General features: G+C 65.3%; 19 protein-coding genes. 8 read left to right on the top strand and 11 right to left on the bottom strand.

Annotated elements, in window-relative coordinates:
• Window positions 1-43 precede the first annotated feature (43 nt).
• Window positions 44-2260, top strand: a complete 2217-nt coding sequence (locus tag MYCSP_RS08165) for an MMPL family transporter (protein ID WP_088413567.1) — start codon at window positions 44-46, stop codon at window positions 2258-2260.
• A gap of 11 nt (window positions 2261-2271) precedes the next feature.
• On the opposite strand, the gene MYCSP_RS08160 is transcribed toward MYCSP_RS08165, so the two are convergent.
• Window positions 2272-3411 (bottom strand): acyl-CoA dehydrogenase family protein, encoded by a 1140-nt coding sequence (locus MYCSP_RS08160; protein WP_088413566.1) that lies wholly within the window; start codon window positions 3409-3411, stop codon window positions 2272-2274.
• A gap of 76 nt (window positions 3412-3487) precedes the next feature.
• On the opposite strand from MYCSP_RS08160, the gene MYCSP_RS08155 reads away from it, so the two are divergent.
• Window positions 3488-3787 carry a hypothetical protein gene (locus tag MYCSP_RS08155; protein ID WP_088413565.1) on the top strand — a complete coding sequence of 100 codons (300 nt, stop codon included), beginning with the start codon at window positions 3488-3490 and terminating at the stop codon, window positions 3785-3787.
• Here the strand turns inward: MYCSP_RS08155 and MYCSP_RS08150 are convergent.
• The 4 genes from MYCSP_RS08150 to MYCSP_RS08135 all read right to left on the bottom strand — a co-directional run bounded on the left by MYCSP_RS08150 (window position 3784) and on the right by MYCSP_RS08135 (window position 7885).
• Complete coding sequence (locus MYCSP_RS08150; protein ID WP_088413564.1) at window positions 3784-4824, bottom strand: M4 family metallopeptidase; 1041 nt, start codon at window positions 4822-4824, stop codon at window positions 3784-3786. The genes MYCSP_RS08155 and MYCSP_RS08150 overlap by 4 nt on opposite strands.
• A 71-nt stretch (window positions 4825-4895) precedes the next feature.
• Window positions 4896-5159, bottom strand: a complete 264-nt coding sequence (locus MYCSP_RS08145; protein WP_088413563.1) for a protealysin inhibitor emfourin — start codon at window positions 5157-5159, stop codon at window positions 4896-4898.
• A gap of 10 nt (window positions 5160-5169) precedes the next feature.
• Window positions 5170-6204: a M4 family metallopeptidase gene (locus MYCSP_RS08140; protein WP_088413562.1), complete on the bottom strand. Its 1035-nt coding sequence runs from the start codon at window positions 6202-6204 to the stop codon at window positions 5170-5172.
• A gap of 94 nt (window positions 6205-6298) precedes the next feature.
• Window positions 6299-7885 carry an ABC-F family ATP-binding cassette domain-containing protein gene (locus MYCSP_RS08135; RefSeq protein ID WP_088413561.1) on the bottom strand — a complete coding sequence of 529 codons (1587 nt, stop codon included), beginning with the start codon at window positions 7883-7885 and terminating at the stop codon, window positions 6299-6301.
• A gap of 189 nt (window positions 7886-8074) precedes the next feature.
• On the opposite strand from MYCSP_RS08135, the gene MYCSP_RS08130 reads away from it, so the two are divergent.
• On the top strand, window positions 8075-9022 hold the full coding sequence (locus MYCSP_RS08130) for a hypothetical protein (protein WP_235629531.1): 948 nt from the start codon (window positions 8075-8077) through the stop codon (window positions 9020-9022).
• 1 nt (window position 9023) lies between these two features.
• Here the strand turns inward: MYCSP_RS08130 and MYCSP_RS08125 are convergent, their stop codons facing one another.
• Window positions 9024-9731: a hypothetical protein gene (locus tag MYCSP_RS08125; RefSeq protein WP_088413560.1), complete on the bottom strand. Its 708-nt coding sequence runs from the start codon at window positions 9729-9731 to the stop codon at window positions 9024-9026.
• Window positions 9732-9816: 85 nt separating this feature from the next.
• Entirely contained in the window at window positions 9817-10473 is a 657-nt protein-coding gene (locus MYCSP_RS08120) for a M15 family metallopeptidase (RefSeq protein ID WP_070911071.1), read from the bottom strand.
• A gap of 51 nt (window positions 10474-10524) precedes the next feature.
• Here MYCSP_RS08120 and MYCSP_RS08115 point away from each other — a divergent pair, with 51 nt between their 5' ends.
• The 3 genes from MYCSP_RS08115 (at window position 10525) to MYCSP_RS08105 (ending at window position 12980) form a co-directional block, all read left to right on the top strand.
• Window positions 10525-11562 carry a catalase family peroxidase gene (locus tag MYCSP_RS08115; RefSeq protein WP_088413559.1) on the top strand — a complete coding sequence of 346 codons (1038 nt, stop codon included), beginning with the start codon at window positions 10525-10527 and terminating at the stop codon, window positions 11560-11562.
• Window positions 11559-12089, top strand: a complete 531-nt coding sequence (locus tag MYCSP_RS08110) for a cytochrome b (RefSeq protein ID WP_083014030.1) — start codon at window positions 11559-11561, stop codon at window positions 12087-12089. Before MYCSP_RS08115 ends, MYCSP_RS08110 begins: the two co-directional genes overlap by 4 nt.
• Window positions 12090-12155: 66 nt before the next feature.
• Entirely contained in the window at window positions 12156-12980 is an 825-nt protein-coding gene (locus MYCSP_RS08105) for a glycoside hydrolase family 16 protein (RefSeq protein ID WP_070911074.1), read from the top strand.
• A 7-nt stretch (window positions 12981-12987) separates the two neighbouring features.
• On the opposite strand, the gene MYCSP_RS08100 is transcribed toward MYCSP_RS08105, so the two are convergent.
• Together MYCSP_RS08100 and MYCSP_RS08095 are read right to left on the bottom strand one after the other, a co-directional pair.
• Window positions 12988-14079 carry a GGDEF domain-containing protein gene (locus MYCSP_RS08100; RefSeq protein WP_088413558.1) on the bottom strand — a complete coding sequence of 364 codons (1092 nt, stop codon included), beginning with the start codon at window positions 14077-14079 and terminating at the stop codon, window positions 12988-12990.
• Between the two features lie 144 nt (window positions 14080-14223).
• The gene (locus MYCSP_RS08095) at window positions 14224-14994 is read right to left on the bottom strand and encodes a S1/P1 nuclease (RefSeq protein WP_083014032.1); all 771 of its coding nucleotides are present in this window, start codon (window positions 14992-14994) and stop codon (window positions 14224-14226) included.
• A gap of 124 nt (window positions 14995-15118) precedes the next feature.
• Between MYCSP_RS08095 and MYCSP_RS08090 the strand changes: the two genes are divergently transcribed.
• Window positions 15119-15385 carry a hypothetical protein gene (locus tag MYCSP_RS08090; RefSeq protein WP_070911077.1) on the top strand — a complete coding sequence of 89 codons (267 nt, stop codon included), beginning with the start codon at window positions 15119-15121 and terminating at the stop codon, window positions 15383-15385.
• Here MYCSP_RS08090 and MYCSP_RS08085 read toward each other — a convergent pair.
• Complete coding sequence (locus tag MYCSP_RS08085; protein ID WP_088415519.1) at window positions 15382-17742, bottom strand: arylsulfatase; 2361 nt, start codon at window positions 17740-17742, stop codon at window positions 15382-15384. The genes MYCSP_RS08090 and MYCSP_RS08085 overlap by 4 nt on opposite strands.
• A gap of 174 nt (window positions 17743-17916) precedes the next feature.
• Between MYCSP_RS08085 and MYCSP_RS08080 the strand changes: the two genes are divergently transcribed.
• Entirely contained in the window at window positions 17917-18738 is an 822-nt protein-coding gene (locus MYCSP_RS08080) for an RsiV family protein (protein WP_088413557.1), read from the top strand.
• 145 nt (window positions 18739-18883) lie between these two features.
• Here MYCSP_RS08080 and MYCSP_RS08075 read toward each other — a convergent pair whose 3' ends face one another.
• On the bottom strand, window positions 18884-19360 hold the full coding sequence (locus tag MYCSP_RS08075; protein ID WP_088413556.1) for a hypothetical protein: 477 nt from the start codon (window positions 19358-19360) through the stop codon (window positions 18884-18886).
• Window positions 19361-19379: the final 19 nt, after the last annotated feature.

Raw genomic sequence — 19379 nt, 5'->3', positions numbered from 1 at the left:
ATCGGTACATCGTGTTGTTGTCCGGCACGAAAGGGGATCAACCATGCTCGCCGCATTGACCAACGCCATCCTCAAAAGGCCCACTGTGGTGCTGGTGCTCTCGGTACTGGCCGTGGGTCTGCTCGGGGTACTCGGAGCAGACGTCTCCGACAAGCTGCAAGCAGGCGGATCCGTCGATCCCACGTCGGAATCCTCCCGTGCCCTCGAGGCCACCGCCGAGAGCTTCGGCCGCGGCGGATACCCCTTGGTCTTGGCCATCACCGTTCCCGAGGGGCAACAGATCGACAACGGTCCGGCCAAGGCGCCTGTTGCCGCATATGTCGCCGCGGTCACCTCGGCGCTGAGATCCGATGCGAACGTGCAGCGCGTCGAATCGCTATGGCAGGAGCCGACTATGGCGGCCGCGCTGCGCAGCAAAGACGGCCAGACCGGGCTGATTCTCGCCTCGATCGCCGGCGGCGAGGCCAAAGCGCCATTGCATGCCAAGGCGATCGTCTCCGTTCTTCCCCCGCCACCGTCAGATGTCGACATCACGGCGGGCGGGCTATCCATCGTCTACGCACAGATCAACGAACAGTCGGCCAAAGATCTGCTGATCGCCGAGGCGGTCGCCATACCGATCACCTTCCTCGTATTGGTGTGGGTGTTCGGCGGACTTGTCTCCGCGGCCATTCCTTTGGCGGTCGGCATCGCGGCAATCGCGGGCACCGCCGGCCTGCTCAGTCTCATCACCAGGGTGACCGATGTGTCGACCTTCGCACTCAACCTCACCACCGCGCTGGGCCTGGCACTGGCCATCGACTACACACTGTTGGTGCTGAGCCGCTACCGCGAGGAGGTCTCCGCCGGGCGCGACGCGGGCGTGCCCGCCGAGGACCTGCGTGCACGGGCGATCGTCCGCACGATGACCTCCGCCGGCCGAACGATCGTGTTCAGCGCCGTCACCGTCGGCCTGTCCCTTGCCGCGATGGCGATCTTCCCGATGTACTTCCTGAGGTCGTTCGCCTACGCAGGGGTCAGCGTCGTGGCACTCGCGGCGGTCGTCACGCTCGTGGTCACCCCGGCGATCCTTGCCCTGCTGGGTGAGCGCGTAGATTCCTTGAGGCTCACCCGCCGCCGCGCGGAAAAGCCACTCGCGGAATCGTTCTGGTTCCGCTCGACCAGGTTCGTGCAACGCCATGCCATACCGGTGGGCGCGGGCATCACCGTCTTGTTGTTGTCGCTGGGCGCGCCGTTCCTGGGTATTCACTTCGGCTATCCCGATGATCGGGTGCTGCCGAAAACGTCGTCGGCGCACCAGGTGGGTGACATGCTGCGCACCGACTTCAGCGACGACTCCAGCGGGCAGGTTCAGATCGTGCTGCCCGACGTGGGCGGTCCATCGCCGGTGCTGGCCGCCTATGGCGCGAACCTGTCGCGGATACCAGATGTCGGCACGGTTACCGGTCCGGACGGAATCTGGCGGCAAGGACAGCTGGTCGGCCCGGGCGATCCGTCCACCCGCTCGGGAAATGCCGTGCTGCTCAACATATCCAGTGATCTCGATCCGTCGTCCGAGTCAGCCGAGCACCAGCTCACCGCGCTACGCGAGGTGAAGGCGCCGGTACAGACACTGTTCGGCGGCACCGTGCAGCTCAACCGCGATTCAGTGGACTCGATTCTGGGCACGACACCACTGGTGCTGACGGTGATCGCGATAACCACGTTCACGCTGCTGTTCCTGCTGACCGGCAGCGTGCTGCTGCCCATCAAAGCCCTTGTGATGAACGCACTATCACTCTCGGCGGCGTTCGGCGCCCTGGTGTTCGTCTTTCAGGACGGGCACCTGGGTGGATTGGGCACCACGGTCACCGGCGCTGTCGCCGCACCCATGCCCATCTTGATGTTCTGCGTGACCTTCGGGCTGTCCATGGACTACGAGGTGTTTCTGCTCTCGCGGATCAAGGAGTACTGGGATGCCTCTCCTGTCAAGGATCGGCCGGCCAACGACGACGCGGTGGCGCACGGCATCGCGCGCACCGGCCGGGTTGTCACCGCCGCAGCGGTTTTGATGGCCGTGGTGTTCGCGGGTATCGGAACGGGCCAGGTGTCCTTCATGCGCATGGCCGGGCTGGGCATGACCATCGCCGTGCTCCTGGATGCCACGCTCGTGCGCATGCTGCTACTGCCCGCGTTCATGCGAATCGCGGGCACCGTCAACTGGTGGGCTCCCCGCCCGCTGGCCCGGCTTCATGCCCGGTGGGGCCTCACTGAAAGCTGATTCGGCAGCCCTCAGGAGAATCCGTCGATCTGGGACAGCACCCGCATCATCACCTCGTCGGCGCCGCCGCCGATGCTGAGCAGGCGCTGATCCCGGAAGAATCGCGACGTCCAGGTCTCGGTCATGTACCCCATGCCGCCGTGCACCTGCAGGCACCAGTCGCCCGCCTCGCGCACCAACGGTCCGGCGGTCAGCTTGGCGATGGTGACCTTGCGGGTGACGTTCTCCCCCGCCATGTACCGCTCGGCAATGTCGCGGTTGTAGACCTCCAGCATGTCAGCCCGTGCCGCCAGCCCCGCGTACTGGTAGGCCAGGTGCTGATTCTTGGTCAGCGGCTTACCGAACACGTGGCGTGCCAATGCGTACTCCTTGGTGCGCTGCAACGCCCGGTTCACGCTGGCAGGGATGCCATACGCGCCGAACATGCGCTCCATCACGAACTGCGACATCTGCTGCTGGAACCCGCGGCCGACCTCGCCGATGGTGTTGGAGACCGGCACCCGCACGTCGTCAAAGGTGATCAGGCCCGTGTCGGAAGCATGCATGCCGAGCTTGTCGAGCTTGCGGACCTCGTACCCGGGCGTCTTGGTCGGCACGATGATCTGGCTCATCCCCGCGTACCCGCCCTCGTCCGAAGTACGCGCCAGCACGCACAGCCAGTCGGCCTGAACGGAGTTGGTGATGAACATCTTTGAGCCGTTGATCACCCAGTCGTCGCCGTCGCGGCGGGCGTGGGTCTTGATGCCTGCCACGTCGGACCCGGCGTCGGGCTCGGTCACCGCGATCGCGGCGATCTGCTCACCCTGCAACGCCGGCGCGAGGAACTCGCGCTTGAGCTCGTCGGTGCCGTGCTTGTGCAGCGACGGCGTGGCCATCGCGACATGAACCCCGAAGGCCATCGGGAACGAGCCGTGATCTACCCGGCCGAGTTCCTCAGCCAGCACCAGCGTGAAGAGGTGGTCTGCGCCCTGCCCGCCGTATTCGGGGTCGTACTCCAGGCCCACCAATCCGAGTTTGGCCATATCTGCGACGAGATCGTGCAGCGGCATCATCTGCTCGCGCTCCCACTCGTCGACGTGGGGGTTGATCTTCTCCTCGATGTACCGGCGGACAGTACTGCGGAAGTCTTCGTGCTCGGGCGAGAACGTCATCGGTCTCTCCATTCATGGGATGTGAGGTCCCATCTTGCCTCAGCCGAGCGAGCTAACATGGTGGAGGAGGTTTCCCATGAGGTTCGCCGCAGTGTTCGTATCGGCCGCGATGGCGCTGTCACTTGCGCCGATGGCTGTCGCAGACCCCAACTGGCCGGTGGCCGGGTCGGGCTCGGCCAGCGAAACCATCTCCGCGCTGGAGAGCCAGGGGTACGAGGTCCAGATCAACTGGGTCAACGGCAACACCCTGACTCCACTGGAATACTGCACCGTCAACGGGATCAACAACCCCGACCGCTCGGGCCGCGAGGTCAAGGCCAACACGACCGTCTACGTCGACGTGTCCTGCCCCAACTACTGGGACGTCGGAGACTAGAGCCCAACCTCGGTCCATGCTGCGTCGATCGCCGTTGCGGGTGAGTCGGCCCCTGACCGGTCCGCGGCGAGCTGCCGGGTGAGTTTCGCGAAGGCCTTGAACGTCATGTTCTTTCTGGCCTTCGAGCTGGTCAACGCCGCATACCAAACGCTGCCCACGGCCTCCCAGGAATTGCCGCCATGCTTGGTGGCCGCGAGATAGAACGCATGGTTGGGAATGCCGCTGCCGTCGTGTGGGTCGCTGCCGGGCACGTAGTCGCGATAGTGAGCGGGTTGCGGCGAGAGGCAGTGGCTTGCACCGGGATCGGCGAGATCACGCAGGCATGTGTACCCCTTGCCGAGGGCACCGGGACCCATGATGTCCTTGCCGACCAACCAATCGGCCTTGTCCGCGCTCTGACCTGCTTGCCATTGCCGGAACATCGAACCGAACACATCCGAGATGCTCTCGTTCAACGCACCCGGTTCGTTCTCGTAGGTCAGGCCCGCCGTGAATTGTGTTACCCCGTGCGTCAACTCGTGGCCGATCACGTCGTTCGATTTGGTGAAGTCGAGAAAGATCTTGCCGTCGCCGTCCCCGTAAGCCATCTGGGATCCATTCCAGAATGCGTTGGCGTACTTGACGCCATAGTGCACGGACGAGATCAGCGTCATCCCGGCGTTGTCAACGGAGTTGCGGCCGAAGCATTCCCGGTAGAACCGCACCACCGCGCCCGTTTGCGTGAACGCACGCCGGACGGTGGCATCCTTGGAGGCGGCCGGATCGGCTACGGCCACACCGGGCAGCGAGGTGGTCTGCCGGCAATCGAACACCGGTGTTTCGGGGACCTTGGCCAGCGCGGCGATGACCGTCCCGATGGCATCGCCGCTTGCCACCAACCCGGCCTGGGAGGCGCGCGTGTGCGCAGTGCGCAAGGTGCGCCAAGACAATTCGGATGCCGCGGTGGCCAAGAATGCGACGCGCGAATCCTCGGCGATGTCGTTATCTTCGGCCAATCGCGACAACACGGCCAGCGGGATGATAGAACGCTTGCACATTACGATTCACCCTACCGGGCAACGCCGACACACGCTCGGCGCGTGACCGCCGAACTGTCAGGTTCGCGGCGTCAGATCTGTTCTTTGACGATCTGCCGGACGGCATCGGGAAGCAGGCTCTCGGGGATAGCCCGCGTGGTCCGAGCCGACCCGCTGACCCGGGTCACGGTATAGGTGAAACGGTCCGCACCCGGGTCGCCCGGAAGCGACCCGGGGCTGTCCAACAATCCATCCAGTGCACGTCGCGCCTCGGGGTCCAAGCTTTGGTCAGTACACGTGCCGCTGGCCGGAAGCCCGGTGAATCCGCCCCGTCTGTCGATGAGGTACTCCACCATGACGCCGACGCTACAGCCCGACCGCAGTCCACGCGTCGTCAATCGCCTTGTGCACCGATTCCGCCGCCGCGTTGGCCGCGGAGATCTCGCGGGTCAGGTTGGCGAAGGTCTTCATCTTCATGTTCGGACGGGCCTTCGGGCTGGTCAGGGCCTCGTACCAGACCGTGCCCACGCCCTGCCAGGAGTACGACCCGTGTTTGGTCGCGGCGAGATAGAACGCGTAGTTGGGGATGCCGCTGCTCTCATGCGGATCGCTGCCGGGCACGTAGTCGCGATAGTGCGACGGCTGCGGGGCCAGGCAGTGCTGGGCACCCGGGTCGGCCATGTCGCGCAGGCAGGTGTAGCCCTTGGCGATGGCGCGCGGACCCATGATGTCCTTGCCGATCAGCCAGTCGGCCTGATCCACCGTCTGTCCGGCGCTCCACTGCCGGAACATCGATCCGAAGACATCCGACATGCTCTCGTTGAGGCCGCCGGCCTCGTTGTTGTAGAGCAGACCCGCCGTGTACTGGGTGACGCCATGCGTCAGTTCATGGGCGATCACGTCGTTGGATCCGGTGAAGTCGACGAAGATCTCACCGTCTCCGTCGCCGTATGTCATCTGCGAACCGTTCCAGAACGCGTTGGAGTAGTTCACGCTGTAGTGGACCGAAGACACCAACGTCATGCCTTCGTCGTCGACCGAGTTACGCCCGAAGCACTCCTTGTAAAACTTGGCCACCGAGGCTGTTTCGGTGAACGCATGCTTGGCCGCGGTATCGGTGGAGGTGCCCGGGTTGGCGATCGTGACGCCGGGCAGCGAGGTGGTGTGCTTGCAGTCGAACACCGGGGTGCCGGGGGCCTTGGCCAGCGCCTTGGCCACATCGGCGAACGCGTCGGCGCGGGCCAGCAATCCGGCCTGGGTGGCCAGAGTGTGCGCATCGCGCAGTGTGCGCCATGCCGATTCGGACGCGGCCGTGGCCGCTAGGGCCGTACGCGAGTCGTCGGCGACGCTGTCATCGTCGGCCAATCGCAGCAGGACATCTTGGGGGATAATGAAACACATCGCGAGTCTCCTTGACGTGGCCGCGCGTTCGCGGTCGGGGAACATGACGCGCTCAGTGTGTGTCCGCGGTCATCTCCCCGGCCTGCGTAGCGCACTACCCGATTGCCGGGTCGGCTCTCCAGTCCGCCGGCTCGGCCCCGATGTCCTCGAGGAATCCGGGGTCGTGGCTGGCCACGACCAGGGCACCCCGGTACTCGCCCAGCGCCGAGACCAACGCGTCATAGGAGGCGAAGTCCAGGTTGTTGGTGGGCTCGTCGAGCAACAGCAGCTGTGGGGCGGGGTCTGCCAGCAGCACCGCGGCCAGCGTGGCCCGGAACCGCTCGCCACCGGACAGCGCACCGACCAGCCTGTCGGCGGCGGTGCCGCGGAACAAGAAACGCGCCAGCCTCGCCCGGACGGTGTTGATGTCGGCGTGCGGCGCTCGACGCGCCACGTTGTCGGCCACACTCAGCGCATCGTCCAACAGGTCGAGACGCTGTGGCAGCAGACCCAGCGGAACATGCACCGTCACAGCGCCTTCGGCGGCCGGGATGCGCCCGGCGATCGTGTGCAGCAGTGTGGTCTTTCCCGAACCGTTGGGCCCCACCAGCGCGACCCGCCGGGGCCCGCGCAGATCCAGATGTGCGGCCACCCCATGGCGCAGCACCAGCTTGTCGGTGGTGACGACAACGCGGCCGGCGGGAACATCGGTGCCCGGCAGGTCGATACGGATGGAGCGGTCCACCCGCAGCCTGGTCTGCGCCTCGTCCAGATGCTCGCGGGCCTTGTCCAGCCGGTCGGTCTGCGTCTGCTTGAGCGCTGCCGCCGATTCCTGCGCGGCCCGCTTGCGCAACCCCATGACGATCTTGGGTTCACGCTTGTTGGCCTGCATCTTGGCGCCGTAGCGGCGCCGCTGCGCGATCACCCGTTCGGCCTCGGCAAGGTCGCGCCGCTCCCGGCGCACGTCCGCCTTGGCCGTCGAGATCGCCTGCGCGGCCGCCTCCTGCTCGGCCTCCACCGCTGCCGCATAGTCGCTGTATCCGCCGCCGTACCAGGTCACGGCGCCGTCACGCAGATCCCCGATGCGCTCCACGTGCTCCAGCAGTTCACGATCGTGGCTGACCACCAGCAGGGTGCGCTGCCAGGAAGACACCACCTCGTAGAGATGGCGGCGGGATTCGCCGTCGAGGTTGTTGGTCGGCTCGTCGAGCAGCAGGACGTCCGGCCGCCGTAACAGCAGCCGGGCCAGCCCCAACCGGATCACCTCGCCTCCGGACAGTTCGCCCAGGGTGCGGTCCAACACCGCCGTGGGCAGGCCCAGACGATCCAATTCGGCGCCGACCCGCTCGGCCAGATCCCAGTCGTCGCCGACGGTGTCGAAGTCGTCCTGGTCGGTGGATCCGTTCTCGATGGCCTCGATGGCCGCCAAGACCGGCGTCAGGCCCAGCAGCTCGGGCACCGACTGCTCGCTGCGGATGGTGAGATCCTGTGGCAGGTAACCGATATGACCGGAGGCATGCACCAGCCCGGAGGTGGGCCGCAGCTCACCCGCGATGAGCCGGAGAAGTGTGGACTTGCCGGAGCCGTTGACACCGACCAGCCCGGAGCGCCCCGCCGGGACCAGCATGTCGAGCCCGTCGAGAGCGACGGAACCGTCGGGATGGACGTAGGTGAGGGCGTTGGAGGAAATGACAGCGGACATGGGAAAAGCCTTCCTGTGAGGTGGGTCGCCGAAATCGCGCGATGACGCGCCGGCGGATTGCCAGACCTCACAGATCCATGTCGTACCTTTCGTCGGGGACGAGGACGCCAGCCAGGATAGGCGCGGCGAGGCCCGAGCGGCAAGGGAATTTTCCTCCCAGGTCAGGGCCGTCGCGCGTAGCATGCTGCCATGCCGGCCGAAGCAGCGTCGGAGGAGACAGCGCGTCAGCCCGCCGATGCGCCGGGAAAGGCCGACGGTCCGTCCGCCGAGGATCCGCCGGATCCGGTGTCGATCCTTCGCCCCGTCATCGCCGTAATCACCACGGTCGGAACACCGTTGACGATGATCACCGCGCTGCTGTTGTACTTCGGCTGGGCACGTAGCGATGCGCAGTCACAGTGGATGGGCATCGAGGTGAGCCTGTTCCGCTTCACCACCCAGGACTACGTGCTGCGCAGCATCAGCACGCTGTATCTGCCGATCCTGGCGACAGCCGTCATCGGAATCGCCTGGCTGGCAGCGCATCGCGCGTTGTCCGAGAAGATCGCGCGCGACGGCATGACCGGCGCGATCCGGGCGGTCTGCACGATCACGACGTTCGGCGGCCTGGCCATCGCCATCCTCGGTGTGGTGATGCCCGAGCTGACGCGAGAGTGGGAACCCGGAACAGTGGTGTGGCCGCTCATGATTGCGATCGGCACGGCGCTGGCGGTGTACGGCAGGCATCTGCGCCGTCAGGGGCAGGAACGCACGCGGCCGCACCATGCCATCGCCCGCCCTCAGGACGTGCTGGAGGCGGTGCTCATCGGCATTGTGATTGCGGCAGCGATGTTCTGGGCCGTGCAGGGGTATGCCGATATCGTCGGGCGGGGGTACGCGCAGCGCTATGAGGACTCGGTGTCGTCGCTGCCCCGGGCGACAGCCGTGAGCGAGAGCCCGTTAGGCATCGACTCCCCGGTGGTGCGCACCGAGCAGATCACCACCGGACCCAAAACGCTGTACCGCACCACGGGTTTACGGCTGCTGGCCGAGTCCGGGGGTCGGCTGTTCCTGATGACCGAAGGGTGGACCATCCAGAAGGGCAGCATCATCGTGCTGGACGAGGACGATTCGGTGCACTGGCAGTTCTCGCACTGAGTCAGCGCCCCGACGGTGCGGTGGTTGTCGTGCTCGACGTGGTGGTCGACGACGTCGTGCTGGATGTGGTGGTGCTCGATGTGGTGGAACTGGTTGGGGAGGAAGTGGTGTCGCCGTTCTCATCCGGCGGCACGAAGCTGTTGTTGTCTTTCGAGCAGGCAGTGCGGCCGTCGGTCTGCGGGAACGTCAATTCGGGCCGGCGTCCCGGGTTCTCGTCGTGCCAAGCCAGCAGTGTGGTGACCATGGCGGCAATGGTGTCGTCGACACATTGCGCCGGGCCGATCTCGATTCCCGCACCGCGCGCGGCGAAGGCCTTGGCCGCGGCATCCCATTGGCTCGCTTCACCGTTCACCGCGGCACGGCATACGCCGACCGCCGCCTCGTAGAGATTGCCCGTGGGATTCTGGACGTTCTTGAGGCTGTCGCAGTCGTGTTTGAGGAAGTAGACGTAGACGTCCCAGCCCGGTGTCGGGAACGCGGGGTCCTTGGGCCCATAGGGCACCCACGCCAGCCCGTCGTCCTTGGGCGTCCTACCGGGGGTGGACTCGCTGCCGCCGGCGTTTCCGTGGGAACCACCGTCCTGGTGGGTGATCGTCGTCTGATCGGTGACGGTCTGCGTCACGGTGCGGGTGACCGTCTCACCGGTACCGCCGCAGGCAACCAGAAGAACCGCGGCGAGCATCGCGAGCGGGATCGGTGATGCAGGCATGGCAACCTCCCAGCGGACCGTGTGGACCCGAAAGGGAAATTACTCCGGTAGGGCGCCATCGCACCGGGTACTGGACTACTCGATTTCAGTTGACGGGAGCATTCAGGAACGGGCGTCCCTCGCCCGCTCCGGGACCGTCGAAGTGCCACCACTCCCCCGAATACACCTGCAGCCCACCGGCCTGCATGGCGCTGCGCAGACGGGCACGGTTGGCCTGCTGATCGGGGCTCACCCCGTCGGTGGCGTAGGCCAGCGAGCGCGGCGAGAAATCGTCGAATCCAGTGCCCATGTCAACCAGGCCCCGAGCGTTGGCCAGGGTGACGTCCACCGAACGTCCGGCCTCGTGGCTGCGGGCGTACTGGCTGGGCTTGGCGACCCAGTTGGGGTTGGGCACCACCTGGAACATGCGGACCTGCACCTCATGCGGGCGGTAACAGTCCCAGAAGACCAGCCGTTCGCCGTTGGTGCGCAGCTTGTCGGCGGCGGTCTTGAGGCCGGGAGCCATCGACTCGTGCACCAGGCAGCGGGCATCGGCCGGATACAGCTGCACACCGGTGAAGTTGTTGGTGGTGGCGTAGCGCAGGTCGATGACGGCGTCGGGGACCACAGAGCGCACATCGAGTAGTCCGGCGGCGCGGGCGGCCTCGCTGACCGGCGGGATATCGGGGTCCGCATGGGCGGGCGCGACCTGGCTGAGCACACACCCAAGACCCACGGCAACAAGGACGAGACGCTTCATCATCTCTTCATTGTCTTCATTAGACCTTCAGATTCGGCGTATTACCCTCAAATCGTGGTCGCACAGAAGCTCGATCGCCGCATGTTTGTGGGTCTGGTCGCTGCCGGAGCCGTCACCGTGACGGGGCTGGGTGGCTTCCTGGCACTGGAAGGTCGGGCCGGTTCGCGGTTGACCGGACGTTCCTTCATCGACCTGTTCGAGAAGACCGGCGGCACGTTCGTGGGGTACCGGCGCAACCACGCCAAAGCCCTTGCCGTGTCCGGTCGTTTCGAAAGCAACGGCGCCGGAGCGCAGGTGTCGTCGGCGTCGGTGTTCACCAAGGGCGTGTATCCGGTCGCCGGACGGTTCTCTGTGGGCGGCCAGAACCCGCATCAGCCCGACACCGGCTCCGGACAGGCACTGGCTCTTGACTTCTCGCTTCCCGGCGGGGAGCAGTGGCGTACCGCGATGGCCGCCGCGCCGGTGTTCATGGCCCCGACGCCCGAGATGTTCTATGGGCTGCTTGCGGCACGAACCTCGGGCGACAAGGACCGCGTGAGCGCGTTCATGCGCGACAACCCGCCGGCCGCCGCCGCACAGAAGCTCATCGAGGCCGCGCCCAAGGCGGCGTCGTTCGCCGAGGCGAGCTACTCCAGCCTCAACACCTTCATCTTCGTCAACAAAGACGGCGCTCGGACGCCGGTGCGGTGGCGGGTGATCCCCGACGGGAACGCAGCCGGCGCCCCGGTCAAGAACGGACCCAACTGGATGTTCGAGGCCCTGGCCCAGCGGATGCGTCGCGGTGAGCTGCGCTACCGGCTGCTGCTGCAGGTCGGGATGCCGGGTGTGGATCCCACGCATGACCCGACACTGCCGTGGCCGCCCGATCGTGAGCAGATCGACGTCGGCACGCTGATACTCGGCCACGCGATTCCCCAAGAGCAAGAACACATCCGGGATACCAACTTCGATCCGACGGTGTTGCCCAAGGGAATTGAGCTCTCCGATGATCCGATCCTGGCGGCCCGAGCGGCGGTGTACGCGGAGTCGTATCGGCGGCGTGCGCGGGAGACTCCCGCTCCGGTCGAACAGTTCGGGCAGGACATGCGATGACGGAATCCAGCGATGACGAACGTTTTGGGTTGGCGGCGCAGCTCCTGCATTGGCTGATGGCGGTCGCGATCATCTCGATGCTGGTGTTGGGCGCGCTGCTGGTCGGATCGCTCGGTGACTATCCGATGGTGCTGGCCTGGCATAAGGCCGTCGGCGTGCTGGTGTTGGTGCTCGCGGTGCTGCGCCTGGGGAACCGCATCTGGCACAAGCCGCCGCCGATCTCGTTGGCCGGGCCGGAGCGATTCATCGCCGCCGGTTCCGAGCTCGCGATGTACGCGTTGTTCCTGGCGCAGCCGGTGATCGGATGGGCTCTGGTGTCGGCGTCCGGGGTGCCCGTGGAGATCGCCGGACTGCGTTTTCCGTCGATCGTGCCGACCAGCATCGGGTGGTACGGCGTGCTGCGCGAGGCGCACGCGTGGGTGGCCTATGCGTTGCTCGCCTGCATAGTTGCCCATGTCAGCGCGGTGCTGTTCCACACCATCGGGTTGCGGGACCGCTTGCTCAGCAGAATGCTTCCGCGCCACTAGCAGCCAAAATGGCCGGGGCTGCGTCCATTGCCTAGGTACAACCATTATCGTTTCGGGGTGCCCGAAATGGATCGCCGTAAATTGATACTGACCATGGGCTTCGGCATGGCCGCAGCCGCATTGCCCCTCCCGACGGCTCAGGCCGACCCGGGACGTCAGCCCGCGGCGCCACCGGATGCCCAGACTGCCGGCTTCGTTTTCCGTGACGAGTTCGACGGCCCGGCCGGTTCGGCCCCCGACGGCTCCAAGTGGGTGGCCGCGAAGTTCCGCGAGCGGATCAAGAACCCCGTGTTCTGGGATCGCCCCGAGAACATGGGCGAGTACCGCGACAGCCGCACCAACATCTTCCTCGACGGAAACTCCAACCTGGTGATCCGCGCGACCAAGGAAGGCAGCAAGTACTTCAGCGGCAAGCTGCACGGCACCTTCCGCGGCAGCATCGGCCACACCTTCGAGGCGCGCATCAAGTTCAACTGCCTCACCGACGGCGCATGGCCGGCGTGGTGGCTACTGAACGACAACCCCGAGCGCGGCGGCGAGATCGACCTGGTGGAGTGGTACGGCAACCGGGATTGGCCCTCGGGCACCACGATTCACGCACGGCTGGACGGCACCTCGTTCGAGACGCTGCCGATGCCGGTGGACAACAACTGGCACACCTGGCGCTGCACGTGGACCGATGCCGGGCTGTACTTCTGGATGGACTACCACGACGGCATGGAGCCGTACCTGACGGTCGACGCGAATTCCCTTGACGATTGGCCGTTTAACGATCCGGGCTACACCCTGCAGCCGATGCTGAACCTGGCGGTCGCGGGCTCCGGTGGTGGCGATCCGGCGGGTGGTTCGTACCCGGCGGAGATGCTCGTCGACTACGTGCGCGTCTGGTAACTCGCTCCTAGACCGCTTTCTTTGCGCCGTACATCGCGGCGTCGGCTTCCACCAGTAGGTGGGCGACGATGGGCCCCAGGGTGTGGATCGTCGTCTGATCCGACTCGGGCAGCACCGCCGTGGCGACGCCGACACTGGCGCTTACCGGCACGTCGTCACCGGCACCGTTCAGCGCCGCGTGCACGGCGCTTTGATAGTCGAGGTCTCGTGGCGAGTCGGTGACCGCGACGATCCCGAATTCGTCGCCGCCGAGGCGGACCAACAAGGCGTCCGGCCCGGCCACCGAGCGCAGCCGGTGAGCTGTCCGTTGCAGCACCTGATCGCCGATGTGATGGCCAAAGGTGTCGTTGATCTGTTTGAACAAGTTCAGGTCGACGACCACGACCACCACGTGAGCGCCCGGTTCACCTGCCTTGGCCTCATACGCCTCTTGCAGGCCGCGCCGGTTCAGCAGGCCGGTCAGCTCGTCGTGGCGCGCCAGTCGGTCACGCCCGTCGGCGTGCTCGCTGAACTGCGCCTTACCCAGGTAAATGACCCATCCGGCAAACAGATTCGCCAACAGCATGGTGACCACCGCGGCGGTGAGCGCGGCCGTGGAGTATTCGTCGCGAGATATCGCTCCCGCTACGGCCAGAACCGTCCCGGCCGCGGTCACCAACGACTGCATGCCGACCGCCGCCCGGCCGTGCACCAGGGATACATAGGCGTTGACCGCCAGCAGCCACGCCAGCTTCACGAACGCGACACCCGTCGTGGTCACCACGCAGATACCGGTCAGAATCGCCACATCGCAGTAGAGGACGTACACGATCGACTCCGCGTACGTCACCGGCCTGGGCCGTGAATACCGAATTCCCCAGAAGAACGCCGGGATCGACAAGCCGATGCACAGCAGCGGCACCTTCGATAATCCGGTGGAGGCCAGCAAGATTGCCGCCGCCCCGACGGCGGAGATGAAGACCGCGTTCGCCAGTGCCGCGGGACGCCGCAACCCCACCCGTTCCAGAATATCGTTGTTGTTCCGGTAAACCCGTGCGCCTTTACTGCGGCGATTCGATTCCGATCCGGCGTCAACCTGACCCGAATATGTGATACCCACCTACCGCCCTCACCAAGCGAACATCAACCGATCGAGTAGCGATCAATCGACTACCCAATGTGGCATACGCGCTAAACCACAATCAGGCATCGTAAGGCACAGTGATTGTTGGGAGCCAAATGAGATTCGTGGTGATACGAACGGTCAGGTCAGCGTCTCGTTGATCAAGCGCGCCAAGCGTTCTCCACCGAGGCGTAATTGCGCCTCGGCAATGGGCCGGTATTGGTTGGTGTAATCGGCACCGATGGTCGAGGTGTTGGGGTAAGCGCCCACGGCGATCTGGCAGGTGGCCTGCGCCCAGTCGACGGGATCGGTACTGCCCAGCTCCGGTGCGGGCAGGCCCTGGATTACCTGGGTGTATTGGGCGTCGTTCAATCCACGGGTGTTCAGCAGTCCGCTGTCCCACACCGAATGCAGATTGGTCGACCGGCCGTTATAGGTGAGTGGTATGTCATTTCCGCCGCGGTCGCGCGCGTACCCGTCGTGCATCGGCTGGTGGATATCGCCGACGAAATGCACAACGAACTTGAGGGCCTCTTGACGTTCGGCATCCGATTTGGATCTGTCGCCCAGGATCGCGCTCTGGGTACGAATGGCCTCGATGACGTTATTGCCATTGTCGCCATTGATGGCGGGCACGTATTGGCAATTGTTCTCGGCGATGTCGGCGTAATGCCAGGGCGCGGTCTCGGGTCGGCTGGGGCGCACCTGGTCGGCCCAGTTGGCCACCCCGGCCAGCGTTGGGTTGGCCTGGCCGGCCAGCAGGCGGGAAACCTCCGCGCGGGCCGCGGGGGTGAGCTTCGCATCGGCGACCGCCCCCACGATGTTGTGCCCCTGCGGGCCCCAGGCGGCGGCCAACGGGGCCGTCACGAGCAGCAGGGCGGCCGCAACCACCAACGCACCAAACCTTTTCATCACCACTCCACGGTGACACAGCGCGGGCGCGGTGGCCTACGTAGACGCCTACTCGTTCTTGGAGTTCACCACATCGTCAAGTTGTGGCTGCCCAGCGCGCGCGCCAGCGCGTAGCATCCGGATCGTGAGCATCTGGCGACGTACCGACGGCAAGCACACCGGGGTGGGGCGCGACGAGCCCGTCGCCGAGTGCGGTACCGAGGTGGCCGAAGTCGATGCCGAGCCCGGCCCCATCTACATCTGGGACGGCGCGACGCCGGAGAACCGGCAGGGGGGTTTCGCGATCGACGAGTACCACCCCGGGTCGGCGGTCACCGGGCAGATCGTGATCAAGGCCGAGCACAAGCCGCCGTTCGGCGAGTGGGAACAGCTCACCGACTGGCCCGCCTAATCCTTCGCGAAGGCGATCGCCAGCTTCTTCTCCAGGTCTTCGTAGGGCTCCCCGGAGATGTCGACGACCACCTGCGCGATGGTGCCGCCGGTGAAGGCGTACGGCGCCTTGTACTGCGAGGAGACCGCCGAGCCGCTGTTGCGTCCGACGGACAGGCCGGCGCCGGCCAGACCGAATGTGCCGGGATGGATCCGCACGCCGCCCAGTGAGCCGACGGCGTCTTCGTCGACGAAGAGGGTGACATCGCCGACCGGGGTGTGGCTGCCCGGGGCGGTGCCGGTTTTGACGAAGCGCGCCCCGAGCACGTGCGCACCCAACGGCACCGCAGCCTCGGAGCAGACCTTCTGCTCCTTCTCCCCCATGAAGTTGTAGATGTAGTGCAGCTTGCCGTCCTGGATGAACAGCACGTGCCCGCCGTGCGCGCCACCCTGTTTGAAGATGACGCCCTCGGCTCCGGTGTCGGTGCTGACCTCGGCGAGGATCGAAAACGACTGTCCCCGAATCTCTACCATGGCGCCGAGGCCCACCTCGGCGCTGTTCGGGTAGTACGTGAACGAGGTGCGCTCCCCCGCCAGGTAGGGCCGCCACCGGGTCATGGTTTCCAGGAGGTTCAGATCGGCCAGGGGCAGGCCGTTGTATTTGTCGGCCTCGGCGAACCAGAGTTGTTTGAGCTCTTCGAGCTTCTCCGGATGCTCGTTGGCGAGGTCGTGGCATTGACTGCGGTCGGACTCGATGTGGAACAGCTCCCAGCGGTCCTTGTCGAAGTGCGACCAGCCCGAGGGGGTCGCGGCGTGCACGGTGTTGGCGAACCAGCCGTTGTGCCAGATGCCGCGGGTGCCCAGCATCGTGTAGAACTGGGTGTCCTTGCCGGTGTCCGCTTTCGGATCTTTCAGTGCCGCGGTGAAACTGATGCCGTCGAGCGGCTTCTGGGCGATGCCCTTGACCGCCGCGGGCGGGGTGATGCCCAGCAGGTCGTAGATGGTCGGGGTGATATCGCAGACGTTGACGTAGGTGTCGCGGACCTCGCCATGCGCGGCGATTCCCTTGGGCCAGCTGATGATTGCGGTGTCGGCGATGCCGCCCTCGTGGGAGGCGTAGCGCTTGTACAGCTTGTAGGGGGTGTTGAACGCCATCGCCCAGCCGATGGGATAGTGGTTGTAGGTGTCGGTGCCGCCGAGGTTGTCGTAGAAGCGCAGACTCTCTTCAACGGTGTCGATGTAGCCGTTGAAGAACTTGACCTCGTTGACCGAGCCGTTGGGGCCGCCCTCACCGCTGGCGCCGTTATCGGAGATCACCACGATGATGGTGTTGTCGAGCTGGCCGGACTCTTCCAGGTAGTCCAGGATGCGGCCGATCTGGTCGTCGGTGTAGCTCAGGAAGCCGGCGAACACCTCGGCCATGCGGGAGAAGAGGCGCTTCTCCTCGTCGTTGAGCGAGTCCCAGGGGCGCACCGTGTCTTGCAGCGGCCAGGGCTCACCGTTGGGGCCCTTGACGTCCAGATACGGGTTGACGGGCGATAATTCGGTGTCCGATGGGACGATGCCGAGCTTCTTCTGGTTCTCCAGCACGATTTCGCGGTACAGCTCGTAGCCCATGTCGAACGTGCCGGCGTACTTGTCGGCCCATTCCTTGAAGACGTGGTGCGGGGCGTGCCCGGCACCGGGGCACACGTAGGAGAACCAGGGCTTGTCGGGGGCGATCACCTTGGCGTCGCGGATGAATTCGATGGTCTTGTCGGCGATGTCCTTGGACAGGTGGTAGCCCTCTTCGGGGGTGGCGGGCGGTTCGACGGGGTGGTTGTCGTAGACCAGGTCCGGGTACCACTGGTCGGTCTCGCCACCCATGAATCCGTAGAACCGTTCGAAACCTCTGCTCAGGGGCCAATGCCGCTTGGTGGCACCGAGATTCGCCTCTTCCAGCGGCGTCAGGTGCCACTTGCCGACGCAGTAGGTGTTCCAGCCCTTTTCGGCCAGCACCTCCGAGAGCAGCGCCGTGTCGAAGGGGATGCGGCCGCTGCAGTTCGGAAAGCCATCGGTGAACTCCTCGATGGTGGCCATGCCGACGGTGGTGGCGTTGCGGCCGGTGAGCAGCGAGGCGCGGGTGGGTGAACACAGGGCGGTGGTGTGGAACTGCGAGAGGCGCACGCCGCGTTCGGCGATGCGGCTCATGGCGGGCATCTGGACGAGGCCGCCGAAGCAGTCCCAGGTGGCGATACCGGTGTCATCCCAGACGAGATACAGGACGTTGGGCGCGCCCTCGGGCGCGGTGGGTGCGGCGTAGGGAGTCCAGTCCGGTTCGGAATCCCTTATGTCCAGCGCGATTTTGCCGTTGAATCCGGATTCGGGTGATCCCGTCATGGCCACTCCCTCGTAGGGGTTCAAGATCCAAGGACGCAGTGATCGTACCGAGGTGACGAGGCTGCGGAGAGGGCTTCCATCTGATTATCAGGAGCTTCAAAGGCGCAGGTCGGTTCGGTGGCTCAGTTCTGCGGTCCGGGCACTTGGTTCACCTTGCGAAGTTAGAGTGCAGGCGTGCCCTACTTATCCATACGCTCGGTAAGCGTGTCCGTACTGGCCACGGCTGCCGCCATCTTCGGTTTTTCTGGCGTAGCGGGGGCGGCGCCACACGACTACTGCGCCGACCTCAAGGGCAATAACACCGGCACCACGTGTGAGATCCGCCTCTCGGACCCCGGGTATAGCGCCGACATCACCATTCCGCTGAACTACCCGGAACAGAAGCCGATCGCCGAATACGTCGCCAAGACGCGCGACGCATTTCTCAACACCGCAAAGTCCAATACCGCCCGCAGCACGCCGTATCAGCTGAGCATCAAGCCGACGGCATACACCTCGGCGATTCCCCCGCGCGGCACGCAGACCGTGGTCTTCAAGATCTACCAAAACACCGGCAGCGCGCAGACGACGTTCAAGGCCTACAACTGGGACCAGAGCTACCGCAAGCCGATCCTCTACACGGTTGCGCAGGACGACAAAGAAAGTGCGCCGCTGTGGCGGGTCGATGATCCGTTGAAGATCGTCGCACCGATCGTTCAGGCTCAGCTGCAGCAGCAGCTGGCACCGCCGCCGGTGGCGACTCCCACGCCGACGACAACAACCTCGGGACAGCCGACCACCACCACGTCGGCTACGACTTCGACGACGACGCCACCTCCCCCGCCGCCGTTGCCGTTCTCCCCCGCGTCGCTGTACAACCCTTCGAACTACCAGAATTTCGCGGTACTCAACGACGGAGTGATGTTCTTCTTCGACCAGGGCGCGATACTGCCGGACTCGTACGGGGCGTTGCAGGTGCTGGTGCCGAGGTCTGCGATCGACCCGATGATCGCGTAGGGCTTCTCGGCGTGCGCTTAGTACAGCGCATGCTCTCTCGGAGCGTCCCGGCTCTTCAAGGGACTTGCGAGCGACGCTATGCGCCTCGTGTGACGTGAAGCAAGCCAGGTTCCGGGATGCCGCTACCCGTGCACGTTTTCGATCGTCACACAGGCAACGTCGGATGACACCAAGAGTAAAGCGCCGCGGCCTGTTTAGCTGCATAGGCCATCACCGGCCTGGAGCCACGAGAGAGCACTGTGTGGGCCTCTTCGAGTTGTTCTCGCACGGGCCGCAGTAGCTGGTAATCGATGGCTTCGGACCGCTTCGGGAAGGGCGGATGGTCGGGGCGGGTGATCGATGCCTCGAAAGCTGCCGCAGTGTTCGGCACCACCACATCACCCGCGAAGTAGGCGTCGACCATCTCGTCTTCGGCGCGCATCTTCGCCGCATAACGCCGGTACCCCTCGGCTTGCCACCGCATCAGGTCAACCAGTGCCTGAAGGCTCGCGGCGTCCTTTGGCGAAATACCGTAGCCAGCAGCGTCATCGAGGAATACGTCGAGCTGCCAGGACGCCATGTCGTACAAGCCCGCGGCCAGCTCCAGCCGCGGCGGATCTAGTTGGGGCTGCGGCTTCGTCATTGGGCATACCTCTTGGCAG

The sequence above is a fragment of the Mycobacteroides saopaulense genome, from assembly GCF_001456355.1.
GTDB classification, from domain to species: domain Bacteria; phylum Actinomycetota; class Actinomycetes; order Mycobacteriales; family Mycobacteriaceae; genus Mycobacterium; species Mycobacterium saopaulense.
The sequence above is the reverse complement of the archived record's forward strand: the minus strand, read 5'-3'. Positions and strand labels throughout refer to the sequence as shown.

Excerpts from the sequence above, each read along its gene's own strand:
- MYCSP_RS08095 (WP_083014032.1), bottom strand. The coding sequence starts at position 14,994 with ATGAAAAGGTTTGGTGCGTTGGTGGTTGCGGCCGCCCTGCTGCTCGTG.
- MYCSP_RS08160 (WP_088413566.1), bottom strand. The coding sequence starts at position 3,411 with ATGACGTTCTCGCCCGAGCACGAAGACTTCCGCAGTACTGTCCGCCGG.
- MYCSP_RS08155 (WP_088413565.1), top strand. The coding sequence starts at position 3,488 with ATGAGGTTCGCCGCAGTGTTCGTATCGGCCGCGATGGCGCTGTCACTT.
- MYCSP_RS08165 (WP_088413567.1), top strand. The coding sequence starts at position 44 with ATGCTCGCCGCATTGACCAACGCCATCCTCAAAAGGCCCACTGTGGTG.
- MYCSP_RS08135 (WP_088413561.1), bottom strand. The coding sequence starts at position 7,885 with ATGTCCGCTGTCATTTCCTCCAACGCCCTCACCTACGTCCATCCCGAC.
- MYCSP_RS08125 (WP_088413560.1), bottom strand. The coding sequence starts at position 9,731 with ATGCCTGCATCACCGATCCCGCTCGCGATGCTCGCCGCGGTTCTTCTG.
- MYCSP_RS08130 (WP_235629531.1), top strand. The coding sequence starts at position 8,075 with ATGCCGGCCGAAGCAGCGTCGGAGGAGACAGCGCGTCAGCCCGCCGAT.
- MYCSP_RS08140 (WP_088413562.1), bottom strand. The coding sequence starts at position 6,204 with ATGTGTTTCATTATCCCCCAAGATGTCCTGCTGCGATTGGCCGACGAT.
- MYCSP_RS08145 (WP_088413563.1), bottom strand. The coding sequence starts at position 5,159 with ATGGTGGAGTACCTCATCGACAGACGGGGCGGATTCACCGGGCTTCCG.
- MYCSP_RS08105 (WP_070911074.1), top strand. The coding sequence starts at position 12,156 with ATGGATCGCCGTAAATTGATACTGACCATGGGCTTCGGCATGGCCGCA.
- MYCSP_RS08085 (WP_088415519.1), bottom strand. The coding sequence starts at position 17,742 with ATGACGGGATCACCCGAATCCGGATTCAACGGCAAAATCGCGCTGGAC.
- MYCSP_RS08150 (WP_088413564.1), bottom strand. The coding sequence starts at position 4,824 with ATGTGCAAGCGTTCTATCATCCCGCTGGCCGTGTTGTCGCGATTGGCC.
- MYCSP_RS08120 (WP_070911071.1), bottom strand. The coding sequence starts at position 10,473 with ATGATGAAGCGTCTCGTCCTTGTTGCCGTGGGTCTTGGGTGTGTGCTC.
- MYCSP_RS08075 (WP_088413556.1), bottom strand. The coding sequence starts at position 19,360 with ATGACGAAGCCGCAGCCCCAACTAGATCCGCCGCGGCTGGAGCTGGCC.
- MYCSP_RS08110 (WP_083014030.1), top strand. The coding sequence starts at position 11,559 with ATGACGGAATCCAGCGATGACGAACGTTTTGGGTTGGCGGCGCAGCTC.